Annotated in this window: 14 protein-coding genes; 10 read left to right on the top strand and 4 right to left on the bottom strand. The window is 65.2% G+C overall.

Annotated features, from left to right (window positions below):
- Positions 1 to 32 precede the first annotated feature (32 nt).
- From DPM35_RS30510 to DPM35_RS30495, 4 genes are all read right to left on the bottom strand, one after another.
- Positions 33 to 1,133, bottom strand: coding sequence for an alcohol dehydrogenase family protein (locus DPM35_RS30510; protein ID WP_112131201.1), 1,101 nt, complete (start codon positions 1,131 to 1,133; stop codon positions 33 to 35).
- Between the two features lie 8 nt (positions 1,134 to 1,141).
- Positions 1,142 to 2,521 carry an aspartate aminotransferase family protein gene (locus DPM35_RS30505; RefSeq protein ID WP_112131200.1) on the bottom strand — a complete coding sequence of 460 codons (1,380 nt, stop codon included), beginning with the start codon at positions 2,519 to 2,521 and terminating at the stop codon, positions 1,142 to 1,144.
- A gap of 36 nt (positions 2,522 to 2,557) precedes the next feature.
- Positions 2,558 to 4,051, bottom strand: a complete 1,494-nt coding sequence (locus tag DPM35_RS30500) for an NAD-dependent succinate-semialdehyde dehydrogenase (RefSeq protein ID WP_112131273.1) — start codon at positions 4,049 to 4,051, stop codon at positions 2,558 to 2,560.
- Between the two features lie 258 nt (positions 4,052 to 4,309).
- Positions 4,310 to 4,798 (bottom strand): Lrp/AsnC family transcriptional regulator, encoded by a 489-nt coding sequence (locus DPM35_RS30495; protein ID WP_112131272.1) that lies wholly within the window; start codon positions 4,796 to 4,798, stop codon positions 4,310 to 4,312.
- 83 nt (positions 4,799 to 4,881) lie between these two features.
- Here DPM35_RS30495 and ehuR point away from each other — a divergent pair, with 83 nt between their 5' ends.
- From ehuR to doeB, 10 genes are all read left to right on the top strand, one after another.
- A complete protein-coding gene (gene ehuR, locus DPM35_RS30490; protein WP_112131199.1) occupies positions 4,882 to 6,267 on the top strand; it encodes a MocR-like ectoine utilization transcription factor EhuR in 1,386 nt (461 codons plus the stop codon).
- A 136-nt stretch (positions 6,268 to 6,403) separates the two neighbouring features.
- Entirely contained in the window at positions 6,404 to 7,189 is a 786-nt protein-coding gene (gene ehuA, locus DPM35_RS30485; protein WP_112131198.1) for an ectoine/hydroxyectoine ABC transporter ATP-binding protein EhuA, read from the top strand.
- Between the two features lie 114 nt (positions 7,190 to 7,303).
- Positions 7,304 to 8,155: an ectoine/hydroxyectoine ABC transporter substrate-binding protein EhuB gene (gene ehuB, locus DPM35_RS30480; RefSeq protein WP_112131197.1), complete on the top strand. Its 852-nt coding sequence runs from the start codon at positions 7,304 to 7,306 to the stop codon at positions 8,153 to 8,155.
- Between the two features lie 194 nt (positions 8,156 to 8,349).
- On the top strand, positions 8,350 to 9,009 hold the full coding sequence (ehuC, locus tag DPM35_RS30475) for an ectoine/hydroxyectoine ABC transporter permease subunit EhuC (protein ID WP_112131196.1): 660 nt from the start codon (positions 8,350 to 8,352) through the stop codon (positions 9,007 to 9,009).
- Positions 9,009 to 9,668, top strand: a complete 660-nt coding sequence (ehuD, locus tag DPM35_RS30470; RefSeq protein ID WP_112131195.1) for an ectoine/hydroxyectoine ABC transporter permease subunit EhuD — start codon at positions 9,009 to 9,011, stop codon at positions 9,666 to 9,668. Before ehuC ends, ehuD begins: the two co-directional genes overlap by 1 nt.
- Before the next feature lie 5 nt (positions 9,669 to 9,673).
- Positions 9,674 to 10,450, top strand: coding sequence for an ectoine utilization protein EutA (eutA, locus tag DPM35_RS30465; RefSeq protein WP_112131271.1), 777 nt, complete (start codon positions 9,674 to 9,676; stop codon positions 10,448 to 10,450).
- 5 nt (positions 10,451 to 10,455) lie between these two features.
- The gene (gene eutB / locus DPM35_RS30460; protein ID WP_181592234.1) at positions 10,456 to 11,442 is read left to right on the top strand and encodes a hydroxyectoine utilization dehydratase EutB; all 987 of its coding nucleotides are present in this window, start codon (positions 10,456 to 10,458) and stop codon (positions 11,440 to 11,442) included.
- Entirely contained in the window at positions 11,439 to 12,431 is a 993-nt protein-coding gene (locus tag DPM35_RS30455; protein ID WP_112131194.1) for a cyclodeaminase, read from the top strand. Before eutB ends, DPM35_RS30455 begins: the two co-directional genes overlap by 4 nt.
- Before the next feature lie 37 nt (positions 12,432 to 12,468).
- A complete protein-coding gene (gene doeA, locus DPM35_RS30450) occupies positions 12,469 to 13,647 on the top strand; it encodes an ectoine hydrolase DoeA (protein WP_112131193.1) in 1,179 nt (392 codons plus the stop codon).
- 3 nt (positions 13,648 to 13,650) lie between these two features.
- On the top strand, positions 13,651 to 14,655 hold the full coding sequence (doeB, locus tag DPM35_RS30445; RefSeq protein ID WP_112131192.1) for a N(2)-acetyl-L-2,4-diaminobutanoate deacetylase DoeB: 1,005 nt from the start codon (positions 13,651 to 13,653) through the stop codon (positions 14,653 to 14,655).
- The last annotated feature ends 7 nt before the right edge of the window (positions 14,656 to 14,662 follow it).

Raw genomic sequence — 14,662 nt, 5'->3', positions numbered from 1 at the left:
CAAAGGCTGACCGCGCCGGGCAGTTTCCTGGGTCAGGCGTCGCCCCACATCGCATCCGGCACCACCACCAGCTTGCCGACGAAGTCCTTGCCCATGAAGTCGGTCTGGGCGCGGTGGAAGTCCGACAGCTTGTAGACGCCGCCGACCAGCGGCTTGATCTTCTTTTCCTCGATGTAGCGGACGATGCGGCGGAAGTCGGCGCGCGTGCCCTGGCTGGAGCCGTTGAGCTGGAGCTGCTTCAGATACATGGTGCGCAGATCGAGCTGCACGACAGGCCCGGCGATGGCGCCGGCCGTGGCGTAGCGGCCCTCGGGCCGCAGGATGCGTAAGAGGTCGTTGAAGATGGTCCCACCCACGAGGTCGGCTACCACGTCGATGGGCTGGCCGCCGGTCGCTTCGTTGACGGCGGCGGGCAGGTCGGCCACGCCGCGCGTGATCACCTTCTCGGCGCCGATGTCGAGCACGGCCTGCTCCTTGCCCTTGCCGACGACGGCATAGGGGATGGCGCCGCGCGCCCGTGCCAGTTGCACGATACCGGAGCCGACGCCGCCCGAGGCGCCAGTGACCAGGACGCGTTCGCCGGACTTCAGCGCCGCGCGTTCCAGCATCTGCTCGCCGGTGAGATAGGCGCAGCAGAAGGTGGCGAGCTCGACATCGCTCAGGTCGATGTCGACTAGATGCGCGTTCTCAGTCGGCAGCGCCTGGTATTCGGCGTAACCGCCGTCGCGGCCATGGCCCATATAGTCGATGTCGGCCAGAGAATCGTCGTCGCGGTTGTAGATCGAGAAGTCGACCATGACGCGCTCGCCGATGCGGCTGGCAGGCACGCCGTCGCCGACGGCGACGATGGTGCCAACCGTGTCGGTGCCCTGGATGCGCGGGAAGGTGAGCGTGTTGCCCTGCCGGCGCCAGGTCGATACCGCGGCCGCGTCTTCCTCCGTGCCATAGGCGCCCTGACGCACCCAGACATCGGTGTTGTTCATGCCGCAGGCGCTGACCTTGACCAGCACTTCGCCGGCGGCGGGTGCTGGCACTTTCACATCGGTGCGGTAGACGAGCTTCTCCAGGCCGCCATGGCCGGTAAGCTGCACGGCGGCCATCGTAGCCGGGATAGTTCTGGTCATGGAATTCATGTCACTTCTCAGATGCTGGCAAAAACGCTGGTCACCGCGTCGGCGGTCTTGGCGACGATGGTGTCGGCCTCCTCGCGCGTCAGGCAGAGCGGCGGCGCAAAGCCGAGAATGTCGCCCTGCGGCATGGCGCGGCCGATGACGCCGCTGGCGGCAAGTGCCGTCGCGATCTGCGGCCCGACCTTCAGCGCCGGATCGAAGAAGACGCGGTCGTCGCGGTCCTTGACGAACTCGACCGCGGCCAGCATGCCGTCGCCGCGGACCTCGCCGACATGTTTGTGGCCGCCGACGGCCTTGGCGAGCTGGGCGCGGAAATAGGCGCCGGTCTCGCCGGCATTCCTCACCAGGTCCATCTCGTCGATCAGTTCGAGATTGGCCACGCCCGCGGCAACGCAGATCGGATGCGCCGAATAGGTCCAGCCATGGCCAAGCGAGCCAAGCTTGTCCGAGCCCTTGACCAGCACCTGCCAGACCTTGTCGGAGACGATGACGCCGGAAAGCGGCGCATAGGCCGAGGTAAGGCCCTTGGCGATGGTGATCAGGTCCGGCTTGATGCCGTAATGATCGGAGCCGAACATGGTGCCGAGACGACCGAAGCCGGTCACCACCTCGTCGGCGATGAGCAGAACATCGTATTTGTTCAACACGGCCTGGATCTTCTGCCAGTAGCCGGCCGGCGGCGGTACGATGCCGCCGGTGCCGAGGATCGGCTCGCCGATGAAGGCGGCCACCGTGTCCGGGCCTTCGGCAAGGATCATTTCTTCCAGCTTGTCCGCGCAATGTTGCGAGAACTGCTCCTCGCTCATCGAGCGATCGGCGCGGCGGAAATAGTACGGCGCCTCGGTATGCAGGATCGGCGCGCGCGGCAGGTCGAACGCGTTGTGGAACAGCTCGAGCCCGGTCAGCGACCCGGTCATCACGCCGGAGCCGTGATAGCCGCGCCAGCGCGAGATGATCTTCTTCTTTTCCGGCCGTCCCAGGACGTTGTTGTAGTACCAGATCAGCTTGATGTTGGTCTCGTTGGCGTCGGAGCCGGAGAGGCCGAAATAGACTCGCGACATGCCTTTCGGCGCGCGATCGATGATCATCTTGGCGAGCGTGATCGAGGCCTCCGTGCCGTGGCCGACATAGGCGTGATAGTAGGCGAGGTTCTTCGCCTGTTCGGCAATCGCATCGGCGATCTTCTGGCGGCCATAGCCGACATTGACGCAATAGAGGCCGGCGAAGGCGTCGATGCTCTTCCTGCCGGTGTTGTCCCAGACCGTGACGCCCTCGCCGCCGGCCATGATGCGCGCCGGGCTTTCTCCGCGTGCGTGCGTGCCCATATGCGTCGAGGGATGGAAGAAGTGATCGCGATCCCAGGCGGAGAGTTCGTTGGACTGTTCGAGCATTTTTTGACTCCTGACGAGAATGAGGGCCTGGGCAGCTTAGGCTACATCGAGGCAGAGGTATTTGAGGTCGGTGAAAGCTTCGAGACCGTGGCGCGAGCCCTCGCGGCCGATGCCGGATTGCTTGATGCCGCCGAAGGGGATCGGCGCGCCGGTGATCTTGACCCGGTTGATCGCGACCATGCCGTATTCAAGGGCGCGGCCCATGCGCGCCTGCCGGGCGCCATTCTCGGTGACGACATAGGCGACGAGGCCGTATTCGATGGCGTTGGCGCGGGCGACGACTTCCGCCTCATCGTCGAACGGCGTCACAGCGGCGACGGGCCCAAACGTCTCCTCGCGCATGATCAAAGCTTCGTCCGGCACATCGACGAGCAGGGTCGGCTGGTAAAACAGCGGGCCGGCGGCGTGACGCTTGCCGCCGGTCAGGCAGCGCGCGCCATGGGCGAGTGCATCGGCCACCTGCTCCTCCACCTTCTTGACCGCGCGCTCATGCATCAGCGGCCCGACCTCGGCGTCACTGGAAAGTCCGTTGCCGACACGGATCTGCTCGATGCGGCGCGCGAAGGCGGCGCAGAAACGCTCATAGATCGGCCGCTGCACATAGATGCGGTTGGCGGCCAGACAGTCCTGGCCCGAGGTGGCGAATTTGGCGTCGAGCGCGATCGTGACGGCCTTGTCGATGTCGGCGTCGTCAAACACGATCAGCGGCGCATGGCCGCCGAGCTCCATGACAAGGCGCTTCATCGTCGCGGCACTTTGCGCGGCGATCAGCCGGCCGACTTCGGTCGAGCCGGTGAAGCTCATGGCGCGGACCCTGGCGTCGGCGCACATCGCGCCGACGATGGTGCGCGCATCGCCGGTGATAACGTTGAAGACGCCGGCCGGCAGCCCGGCGCGCTCGCCGAGCTCGGCCAACGCCAAAGCCGACAGCGGCGTTTCGGAAGACGGATGCGCCACCACCGTGCAGCCGGCGCCTAAGGCGGCCGCAGCCTTGCGGGTGAGCATGGCTGACGGAAAGTTCCAGGGCGTAACGACGCCGACCACGCCGAGCGGCTCGCGGCGCACCGACATCTCGGCATTGGGCAGATGGCTGGTGACGCTTTCGGCATTGAGGCGCTTCGCTTCCTCGGCATACCACTCGACGAATGAGGCGGCGTAGTCGATCTCGCCCAGAGATTCCTTCAGCGGCTTGCCCTGCTCGAGCGTCATCAGCAGCGCCAGATCGTCCTTGGCGGCGACGATCAGATCGAACCATTTTCTTAAGATTTTCGAGCGTTCCTGCGGCAGCAGCGCCCGCCAGGCGGGAAACGCACGGGACGCGGCATTGACCGCCTTCGTCGTCTGGGCGGCATCGAGCGCGGCCACGAAGGCGACGGTAGCGCCGGTCGCCGGATCGGTGACCTCGAAACTTGCCGCCGCTTCGCTCGCCGTCCAGTGGCCGTCGACATAAGCGAGCGCGCGCAGCAGCCGGCGATCGGCAAGGCGGTCGAGCGCTTCATGGTGGTTGGTGCGGGCAAAATGCGCGGACATCGATATCTCCATTCGATGCCACAGCATCAGCTGTGCAGGGCGAAGAATGAGGCTGTTTCGATGCCTGTCAGCAGAGAGATTCTCTCTATTGGCGCGCGGACGTAGCCAATCTCTCTAGCTGACCGGCCGACGGATGGGCCATCAAAGCCGGCGGATAGCGCCGCATGGCGAAAATTGGCCGAGGCTCCTCAGCCTCGTCATCCTTGGGCGAAGCAGGAGCGCAGCTCCGTAGCGGAGACCCAAGGATGACGACGGAGTTCATTGCTCCGGCAGCAGATCGGCCACCGGCAGTACCGTCTCGTCCTTGACCGTCTTGGTGACGATGTAGGTGAAGTAACGGTCGATGCCGATCTCGCGTTCGAGCAGGCTGTCGACCAGCCGCTGATACGCATCGATGTCGCGCGCCATGACCTTCAGCACGTAGTCGACGCCGCCGCCGACCGACCAGCAGGCGACGATCTGCGGCACATCGCGCACCACCCGCTCGAACCGGTCGAAGTCAGCCTGGCGGTGATTGGCCAGGGTCACCTCCATCAGCACGGTCGCGACGGGCGCGATGGTGCGCATGGCGATCGCGGCATGATAGCCGGAGACGATGCCGGCCTTTTCCAGCTTGCGCAGCCGCATCCAGCACGGCGTCGGCGACAGGCCGACCTTCTCGGCCAGCGCCAGCTTGGTGATGCGCCCGTCGCGCTGGATGGCGTCGAGAATCCTGAGGTCGATCGGGTCGAGTTTCGCTGCCGCCATGCGGTATCCGCCTTTCGCTGCGGACACCATGACGATGCATTATTTCGATTGTCAATTGCACTGATTTCGATCTCTAATAAGTCATGACATTGTGGCAGCCAGATCCTGCTCTCATCCGCCGGCCGGCCTATCTCTCGCTGGCCGACCAGTTCGCCCGCGCCATCCATGACGGGCGGCTGGCCAATGGCACGCGGCTGCCGACGCACCGCCGGCTGGCGGACGAGCTGAAGCTTTCAGTGCAGACCGTCAGCCGTGCCTATGAGGAATTGATCCGGCGCGGCCTGATCTCCGGTGAGGTCGGCCGCGGCAGTTTCGTGCAGACGCAGCGCCGCGAGCCGGAGCCGCCCTACATTCCTGAGCGGCTGGGCGAGGTCATCGACCTCTCGATCCTGAAGCCGGTCTGCGAGCCGATGCATCTGGAGAAATTGAAGCAGGCGCTGGGGTGGCTCGCCGAGAACCTGCCGTCGAGCTCGGCGCTGTCGTTCCGGCCGAACATGGTTTTTCCGCGCCACCGCGCGGTCGCGGTCGAGTGGCTGAAGCTGTGCGGGCTGGAAGCATCGCCGCAGAACATCAACCTCACCAACGGCGCCACTGCCGGCATGACGGTGGCGCTGATGAGCGTCGCGCCGCCGGGCTCGACGGTCGCCACCGAGGCGATCGGCCACCACACGCTGGTGCCGTTGGCCCGCTATCTCGGCTTCAATCTCGAAGGCCTGCCGATCGACGACAACGGGCTGATCCCAGAGGCGCTCGACGAGGCCTGCCGCCTCTCCGACATCCGCGCCGTCTTTGTGCAGCCGTCGGTAATCAACCCCACGGCGACCCTGATGGACGCCGCTCGCCGCGAGCAGATCGCTGCCGTTGCCCGCAAGCACGACATCGCCATCATCGAGAACGACGTGCTCGGGCCGCTGGTCGAAGGCCGGCCTGCTGCCGTTGCCGCCTACGCGCCGGAGCGCACGCTCTACGTCACCTCCTTCACCAAGATCACCGTGCCCGGTCTTCGCATCGGCTACCTGGCGGTGCCGGACCGCTATGTGGCCGCCGTCGCCAACCGCCACCTCGTCTCGAACTGGATGGCGACGCCGATGGTGGCGGAGATCGCCACGCGCTGGGTGAATGACGGCACGGCGATGGAACTGGTCAACTGGCAACGCCAGGCGTTGAGGCGGCGCCAGGAGATCGCCGCCGAAATGCTGGCCGGCGTCGACTACCGCGTCCATCGCGACGGGCTGCATCTGTGGCTCGAACTGCCGGGCGACCGCGCGGAAGAAAGTTTTGTTTCGCAGGCGCGGCTGCGCGGCGTGGCAATCGCGCCGGGCACCTCGTTCCGCATCGCCGACACGCCATGGCGCCCCGCGGTGCGCATCTCGCTCGGATCGACCACCGAGGGGGAACTGCGGGCGGGCTTGAGCGTTGTCGCCAAGCTGCTGCTCGGCGATCCGGAGCATCTCCTGCTCGCAATCTGATGCACAAGCTGAGCGCAAATTGCCCTGAAATTGTGCCGCGCCGGAAATATTGTCATGATATTATTTTCCTAATTGACATGATTTGACGCGTTTCGCATCGTTAAGGGCATAGGCTTCTCCAGAACGGGGAAATGGATTGCCCGCGCCCATCATCAAGGTTGATGCGATTTCCAAGAGCTTCGGCACCTTCAAGGTGCTGGACGGTTTGTCGATGCAGGTGATGCCGGGCGAGAAGTTGGCGCTGATCGGCCCGTCCGGCTCAGGCAAGACGACGATCCTGCGCATTCTGATGACGCTGGAGAAGATCGACGGCGGCCACATCCAGGTCGACGGCGAGCAGCTCTACCACATGGAGCGCAACGGCCAGCTGCTGGCGGCCGACGAGCGGCACCTGGCCAGGATGCGCCAGAAGATCGGCATGGTCTTCCAGCTCTTCAATCTCTTTCCGCACAAATGCGTCATGGACAACGTCACCCTGGCGCCGATGCTGACCAAGGGCGTCGCGCGCGCCGCCGCCGAAAAGCGGGCGATCGAACTGCTTGACATGGTGGGCCTCGCCGACAAGGCGAAAGCGATGCCCGCGCAGCTTTCCGGCGGCCAGAAGCAGCGCGTGGCGATTGCGCGCGCCCTGGCGCTGTCGCCCAAGATCATGCTGTTCGACGAGGTCACCTCGGCGCTCGATCCGGAGCTGGTCGAGGAGGTGCTCAACGTCATGCGCAAGCTCGCGGCCGAGACCGACATGACGATGCTTCTGGTCACCCATGAGATGGGCTTCGCCCACGACTTTGCCGACCGCGTGCTGTTCTTCGACCGCGGCAGGATCGTCGAGGAAGGCAAGCCTGATGAGATTTTCCGCCATCCCAAACAGGAAAGAACGCAGAGCTTCCTGAAGAAGATCATCGCGGCCGGACATCGCGTCTGACCGCTATGCAGAGGCGACGTAGTCGTCCTCAACGGGCGGCGCAAGCCGTCCACGGGCGGCCGAAGGCCGTCGCGAACCGAGCAAACCAATAACAGAAACAAGGAGTTGGGAACGATGAAGAAACTTGGCATTCTGGCTGGCGTCGCCGGCCTCGCAGTGAGCACGATGCTGCTCGCCTCCGGCGCGCGTTCGGCCGACGATGCAAAGCTGGAGCAGCTCAAGCAGCAGGGCTTTGCCCGCGTCGCCATCGCCAACGAGCCGCCCTATACGGCGGTGGCCGCCGACGGCAAGGTTTCGGGCGCGGCGCCGGACGTGGCGCGCGAGATCTTCAAGCGCCTCGGCGTCAACGACATCGTCGCTTCCATTTCCGAATATGGCGCCATGATCCCCGGCCTGCAGGCCGGCCGCTTCGACGTCGTCACCGCCGGCCTGTTCATGAAGCCGGAGCGTTGCGCGGCGGTCGCCTATTCCGAACCGGTGCTGTGCGATGCCGAGGCGATGCTGGTGAAGAAAGGCAATCCGAAGGGCTTCAAGAGCTATGAGGACATCGCTAAGGAGAGCTCCGCCACCGTCGGCGCGCCGGGCGGCGGCACCGAGGAGAAGCTGGCGCTGAATGCCGGCGTGCCGCGCGATCGGGTTATCGTCGTGCCGGACGGCCAGAGCGGCCTGAAGATGGTGCAGGACGGCCGCATCGACGCTTATTCGCTGCCGGTTCTGTCGATCAACGACCTGATGAAGAAGGCCAATGATCCGAACCTGGAAGTGATCGCACCGGTGCAGGGCGCTCCGGTTTATTGCGACGGCGCCGCCTTCAAGAAGGGCGACGAGGCGCTGCGCGACGCTTATGACGTCGAACTCGCCAAGATGAAGAAGTCCGGCGAGTTCGCCAAGATCATCGAGCCCTACGGCTTCTCGGCCAAGGCGGCGATGTCGACGACGCGCGAGAAGCTCTGCGCGGCGAAGTAAGCGCGGCTTCTTCCTTCTCACCGTTCTACGGGGAGAAGCTGTCACGAAGTGACGGATGAGGGGCAGCGCCGAGTTCTGACAGGCTGGCTCTGCCCCTCATCTGCCTACCGACATCTTCTCCCCGTTGGGCGGGGACAAGAGGCTTGTCGCGGCTGCCTCGCGCAACCGCAAACGATAGGAAATTTTACACCCCGATGACCCAGTGGTCCGGCTATCTCGGCCTGATATTGCAGGGAGCGCTTGTCACCATCGAGCTGACGCTGATGGGGTCGGTGCTGGCGCTGATCATGGCCTTCCTCGCCGGCATGGGACGGGTGTCGCGCTTCTTCATCGTGCGGGCGATCGCCACGGTCTATATCGAATTCTTCCGTGGCACCTCGATCTTCGTGCAGCTGTTCTGGGCCTATTTCGTGCTGCCTTTCGCCGGCCTGTCGCTGACGCCGCTGCAGGCCGGCGTGCTGGCGCTGGGCTTGAATGTCGGCGCCTATGCGGCGGAAGTTGTGCGCGGCGCCATCCTGTCGGTCGGGCGCGAGCAATATGAGGCCTGCACGGCGCTCAATCTCGGCCGCTGGCAAGGCATGCGCCACGTCATCCTGCCGCAGGCGCTGCTCGTCATGCTGCCGACCTTTGGCAACAACGCCATCGAGCTGCTCAAGGCGACGTCGGTCGTGTCGCTGATCTCGCTCGCTGATCTCACCTTCCAGGCGCAGGTGGTGCGCTCGCAGACCGGCAGCACGCTGATGCCGTTCCTGTCGGTCCTCATTATCTATTTCGCGCTGGCGCTGATGATCTCGTGGGGCGTGCGGACGCTGGAACGCCGCATGGCGCGCGGCCTCGACGGAGTGCGTGTCTGATGGATTGGGATTGGAACTTCGTCTGGGAGATCATGCCGACCCTGATCCAGGGCGTGAAGATCACCATCCTGGCAACCATTCTGGGCTCGATCCTGGCGGCGATCGTAGGGCTCGGGATTGCGCTGGCGCGGCGCTCGGAGAATCGGCTCGTCGCGCGCAGCATCGGCTGGTTCGCCGAGTTCATCCGCGGCACACCGCTTCTGGTGCAGCTCTATTTCATCTTCTACGTGCTGCCCGATATCGGCATCCTGCTGCCGCCGCTGGTGGCCGGCGTCATCGGGCTTGGCCTGCACTACGGCACCTATACGGCCGAGGTCTACCGCGCCGGCATTGACAACGTCCCGCGCGGGCAGTGGGAGGCGGCCAAGGCCTGCAACCTCAATGGACGCCACACCTGGACGCACATCATCCTGCCGCAGGCGATCCCGCCGATGATCCCGGCTTTGGCAAACTATTTCATCGCCATGTTCAAGGAGACGCCGCTGCTTTCGGCGATCACCGTGCTCGAGCTGATGAACCAGGCCAAGAGCGTGGCCAACACCTACTACCGCTATATCGAGCCGATGACGCTGGTCGGCGCCTTCTTCCTCGTCATCAGCCTCTGCTCTGTCGTGCTGTTGCGCTGGCTGGAGCATCGCTACGGCAGGATCGAAAGATGAAAGTCATGAAAGCACTGCCCGAAATCCGCCTCGAAGCGGCACGCGCGGCGCTTGACGCGCGCCCGCTGGAAAAGCGCGTCGGGCTGATCGCTCTGGCCACCGACCACACCAGCGAGGTCGACTTCCGCCGCATGGTGGCGAACGAGCGCATTGGCGTCTATGTCGCGCGCATCCCCTACGCCAATCCGACGACGCCGGAGAATCTGCGCAAGATGCAGCCTTCGCTTTCGGCGGGCGCGGCGCTGATCTTGCCGGATGAGGCCCTTGATGCGATCTGCTATTCCTGCACCTCGGCCTCCGTGGTGATCGGTGACGCCGAGATTGAGCAGGCGATCCGGGCGGCCAAGCCCGGCGTGCCGGTGGTCACCCCGCCGATGGCCGGCATGCGCGGCCTGAGCGCTTTTGGGGTGAAGCGCATCAGCATTCTCACACCCTATACGGTCGAAACCAGCCGGCCGATGGCCGCCTATTTCGCGGCGCACGGCTTCGACATCCAGAGCTTCACTTGCCTCGGCTTCGAGGACGACCGCGAGATGGCACGCATCAAGCCGGCGTCGCTCATTGAGATGGCGCGCAAGGTCACGCATCCGCAGGCCGACGCGCTGTTCGTCTCCTGCACCGCGCTGCGCGCCGCGCTTGCGGTTCCGGGCATGGAAGAGGCGATCGGGCGTCCGGTCGTCACCAGCAACCAGGCCAGCGCATGGAACTGCCTGCGGCTCTGCGGCGACGGGACGCCACGACCGGAGTTCGGCCGCTTGTGGACGAAACCGCTGGCCGCGTGATCGAAATGCCAGTTACGCTTCAGCATATTCGCGCCGCGCGCGAACGCATTGCCGGCAAGGTCGAGCGGACACCCTGTGTGCCGTCGCAAAGCCTGTCGGAGCGCGCGGGCCATCCTGTTCATCTCAAGCTGGAGCACCACCAGGCCACCGGCGCGTTCAAGCTGCGCGGCGCCTCCAACGCCATCGCCAGTTTGAGCCCGGAAGAAAAATCGCGCGGGGTCGTTGCAGCCTCGACCGGCAATCACGGCCGCGCACTGGCGCATGCGGCCAAGCTCGACGGCATGCGCGCGGTGATCTGCATGTCGAGCCTGGTGCCGGAGAACAAGCTCGACGCCATCCGCCGCCTCGGCGCGGAAGTGCGCATCGTCGGCAACAGCCAGGACGACGCCCAGCAGGAAGTCGACAGGCTGGCGGCGGAGGAAGGACTGGTCATGCTGCCGCCTTTCGACCATCCCGACATCGTCGCCGGGCAAGGCACGATTGGGCTGGAAATCATGGAGCAGGTTCCGGACGCAGCAAGCGTGCTGGTCCCGCTCTCAGGCGGCGGGCTGGCGGCCGGCGTGGCGGCGGCCGTCAAAGGTGTGAGCCCGGGCACCAAAGTCATCGGCATCTCTATGGCGCGAGGCGCCGCGATGAAATCCAGCCTCGATGCCGGCCGACCCCTGCAGGTCGAGGAACTGTCGACCTTGGCGGACTCGCTCGGCGGCGGCATCGGCCTCGACAACCGGCTGACCTTCGCCATGTGCCGCGACCTGCTGGACGATGTGGTCCTGCTTGCCGAGGACGAGATCGCCGCCGGCATCCGCCATGCCTATGAGCAGGAACGCGAGATCGTCGAAGGCGCCGGCGCCGTCGGCATCGGCGCGCTGCTTGCCGGGAAAGTCAAGACGAGCGGCCCGATCGTCCTGATCCTCTCCGGCAAGAACATCGATATGAGCCTGCACCGCCGCATCGTCTGCGGGGAATCCTCCGGAAGGGAGTGCGCCGCATGAGCAGGATGACAATTCTCACCGAAAGTGATCTGCGCAAGATCGTGACGCTCGACCTGGACGCTGTCGCCTGCGTCGAGAACGCCTTTCGGGCCCTGGCCACGCTGCCGGTGGCGATGCCGCCAATCTTGAGGCTCGACATTCCCGAGCATCGCGGCGAGGTCGATGTGAAGTCCGCCTATGTGCCGGGCATAGACGGCTTCGCCGTCAAGATAAGCTCCGGCTTCTTCGACAATCCGAAGCTCGGCCTGCCGAGCGGCGGCGGCATGATGGTGCTGCTCTCGGCCAAGACCGGCGTGGTCGAGGCGCTGCTGCTCGACAATGGCTATCTGACCGATGTGCGAACCGCCGCTGCCGGCGCGGTCGCGGCCAGGCATCTGTCGCGCGAAGACTCCAAGACAGCGGCGATCTTCGGCGCCGGTTTGCAGGCGGGGCTACAGTTGGAAGCGCTGCGCCTGGTGCGGCCGATCGAGGAAGCGCGCATCTGGGCGCGCGACGCCGCCAAGGCCGAGGCAATCGCCGCGCGCCTGCGCGAGAAATTGGGCATCATCGTGCGGGCCGAGCCGGATGCGGCGAACGCGGCGGCCGGCGCCGACATCATCGTCACCACCACGCCGTCGACCGAACCGCTGATCAAGCCCGGTTTCGTCTCGGCCGGCCAGCACATCACCGCGATGGGCTCCGATGCCGAGCACAAGAACGAGATCGCGCCGGCGATCCTGCGCATGGCCGATCTCTATGTCGCTGACAGCGCCAAGCAGACACGGCGCCTGGGCGAGCTTCACCACGCGCTCGATGCGGGCGTGATGGCCGCCGACGCCGAGGTCACCGAACTCGGTGAGATCATTGCCGGCAGCAAGCCCGGCCGGCGCTCGGGAAGCGACATCACTATCGCCGACCTTACCGGCACCGGCGTGCAGGACACCGCGATCGCCACTTTGGCTCGCGACCGTGCGCATGCGGCCAATGCCGGACTCAATTTCGAAAGCTGATGCTGGCCGCAAGGCCCAACAAACGAGGACCAACAAAATGCAGCCAAACCTGAAATTCTCGCGGAGCGAATTTGCCGATCGCCTCGCCAAGACGCGCAAAGCCATGGAGGCAAAAGGGGTCGATCTTCTGATCGTCAGCGACCCATCCAACATGGCGTGGCTGACGGGGTATGACGGCTGGTCCTTCTATGTGCATCAGGCGGTCATCGTGCCGCCTACGGGCGAGCCGGTCTGGTACGGCCGCGGCCAGGACGCCAACGGCGCCAAGCGTACCGCCTATCTCGCGCATGACAACATCATCGGCTACGCCGACCACTATGTGCAGTCGACCGAGCGCCACCCGATGGACTATCTCGCCAGGGTGCTTGCCGAGCGCGGCTGGGACAAGCTCACCATCGGCGTCGAGATGGACAATTACTGGTTCTCGGCCGCTGCCTTCGCAGCACTTCAGAAGCATTTGCCCAATGCCCGCTTCGTCGACGCCACCGCGCTGGTGAACTGGCAGCGCGCGGTGAAAAGCCCGACCGAGATCGAATATATGCGCAACGCCGCCCGCATCGTCGAGGCGATGCACGAGCGCATCGTCGACAGAATAGAAGTCGGCATGCGCAAATGCGATCTGGTCGCCGAGATCTACGATGCCGGCACGCGCGGCGTCGCGGGCATAGGCGGCGACTATCCGGCGATCGTGCCGCTGCTGCCTTCGGGGGCGGATGCCTCGGCGCCGCATCTCACCTGGGACGACAAGCCGATGAAGGTGAACGAAGGCACGTTCTTCGAGATCGCCGGCTGCTACAACCGCTATCATTGCCCGCTGTCGCGCACCGTGTTCCTCGGCAAGCCGACGCAGGCCTTTCTCGACGCCGAGAAGGCGACGCTGGAAGGCATGGAGGCCGGCCTCGCTGCGGCGAAGCCCGGCAACACCTGCGAGGACATCGCCAACGCCTTTTTCGCGGTGCTGAAGAAATACGGCATCGTCAAGGACAACCGCACCGGCTATCCGATCGGCATTTCCTATCCGCCGGACTGGGGCGAGCGCACGATGAGCCTGCGCCCCGGCGACCGCACCGAGCTCAAGCCCGGGATGACCTTCCATTTCATGACCGGGCTGTGGCTGGAGACGATGGGCCTGGAGATCACCGAGTCGATCCTGATCACCGAGACCGGCGTCGAGTGCCTGGCCAATGTGCCGCGCAAGCTCTTCGTGAAGGACTGAGCGATGCCCGCTTTGCGTCCATCGCCGATCGCGCCGACCGTCGACTTCGAGCGCGACGGCGTCCAGCACGGTTTTTTGCGCCTGCCCTACAGCCGCGACGATTCCGCCTGGGGGTCGGTGATGATCCCGGTCTGTGTCGTAAGCAACGGCAAGGGGTCGACGGCGCTGCTGACCGGCGGCAATCACGGCGACGAGTATGAGGGGCCATTGGCGCTCTACGAGCTCGCCCGCACGCTCGATCCGAAAAGTGTCTCCGGCACGGTCATCATCGTGCCGGCGATGAACTATCCGGCGTTCCGCGCCGGCACGCGCACCTCGCCGATCGACAAGGGCAACATGAACCGCTCCTTCCCCGGCCGCCCTGACGGCACGGTGACGGAGAAGATCGCCGACTATTTCCAGCGTGAATTGCTGCCGCGCGCGGACCTCGTCTTCGACTTCCACTCCGGCGGCAAAACGCTGGACTTCGTGCCGTTCTGCGCGGCGCACACGCTGGCGGACAAAGAGCAGGAGAAAAAGGCCTTCGCCGCGGTCGAGGCATTCTCGGCGCCGTTCTCGATGCGGATGACCGAGATCGACGCGGTCGGCATGTACGACACGGCGGCCGAGGAGATGGGCAAGGTCTTCGCCACCACCGAGCTCGGCGGCGGTGGGACATCGCGGGCCGAAACCGTGCGCATCGCCCGGCGCGGCATCCTCAACGTGCTGCGCCACGCCGGCATCGTAAATGGTGCGGTCGAGAAGACACGAACTCAGTGGCTGGGCATGCCGTCGGGCGATTGCTTCGCCTTCGCCGAGGAAGACGGCATGATCGAGACTATGGTCGATCTCGGCGAACCGGTGGAGGACGGCCAGGTGGTTGCGCGCATCCATCCGGTCGGCCGCACCGGCCAAGCGCCGCTGGAGATCAGGGCCAGGATGTCGGGACTGCTGGCCGCGCGTCACTTCCCCGGACTGGTCAAGGCGGGCGATTGCGTCTCGGTGATGGCCGTGGCCGTTCAGGAATAGTCTCGCC

It is taken from the genome of Mesorhizobium atlanticum (assembly GCF_003289965.1).
Classification (GTDB): domain Bacteria; phylum Pseudomonadota; class Alphaproteobacteria; order Rhizobiales; family Rhizobiaceae; genus Mesorhizobium; species Mesorhizobium atlanticum.
Note: the sequence above shows the minus strand (reverse complement) of the source record. Positions and strands in the feature narration are given on the sequence as shown.

Bases quoted from the DNA above. Each gene is read 5' to 3' on its own strand.
- doeB (WP_112131192.1), top strand. From the start codon at position 13,651: ATGCCCGCTTTGCGTCCATCGCCGATCGCGCCGACCGTCGACTTCGAG.
- ehuB (WP_112131197.1), top strand. From the start codon at position 7,304: ATGAAGAAACTTGGCATTCTGGCTGGCGTCGCCGGCCTCGCAGTGAGC.
- DPM35_RS30510 (WP_112131201.1), bottom strand. From the start codon at position 1,133: ATGAATTCCATGACCAGAACTATCCCGGCTACGATGGCCGCCGTGCAG.
- ehuD (WP_112131195.1), top strand. From the start codon at position 9,009: ATGGATTGGGATTGGAACTTCGTCTGGGAGATCATGCCGACCCTGATC.
- eutA (WP_112131271.1), top strand. From the start codon at position 9,674: ATGAAAGCACTGCCCGAAATCCGCCTCGAAGCGGCACGCGCGGCGCTT.
- ehuR (WP_112131199.1), top strand. From the start codon at position 4,882: ATGACATTGTGGCAGCCAGATCCTGCTCTCATCCGCCGGCCGGCCTAT.
- DPM35_RS30500 (WP_112131273.1), bottom strand. From the start codon at position 4,051: ATGTCCGCGCATTTTGCCCGCACCAACCACCATGAAGCGCTCGACCGC.
- ehuC (WP_112131196.1), top strand. From the start codon at position 8,350: ATGACCCAGTGGTCCGGCTATCTCGGCCTGATATTGCAGGGAGCGCTT.
- doeA (WP_112131193.1), top strand. From the start codon at position 12,469: ATGCAGCCAAACCTGAAATTCTCGCGGAGCGAATTTGCCGATCGCCTC.
- DPM35_RS30455 (WP_112131194.1), top strand. From the start codon at position 11,439: ATGAGCAGGATGACAATTCTCACCGAAAGTGATCTGCGCAAGATCGTG.
- DPM35_RS30505 (WP_112131200.1), bottom strand. From the start codon at position 2,521: ATGCTCGAACAGTCCAACGAACTCTCCGCCTGGGATCGCGATCACTTC.
- eutB (WP_181592234.1), top strand. From the start codon at position 10,456: ATGCCAGTTACGCTTCAGCATATTCGCGCCGCGCGCGAACGCATTGCC.
- DPM35_RS30495 (WP_112131272.1), bottom strand. From the start codon at position 4,798: ATGGCGGCAGCGAAACTCGACCCGATCGACCTCAGGATTCTCGACGCC.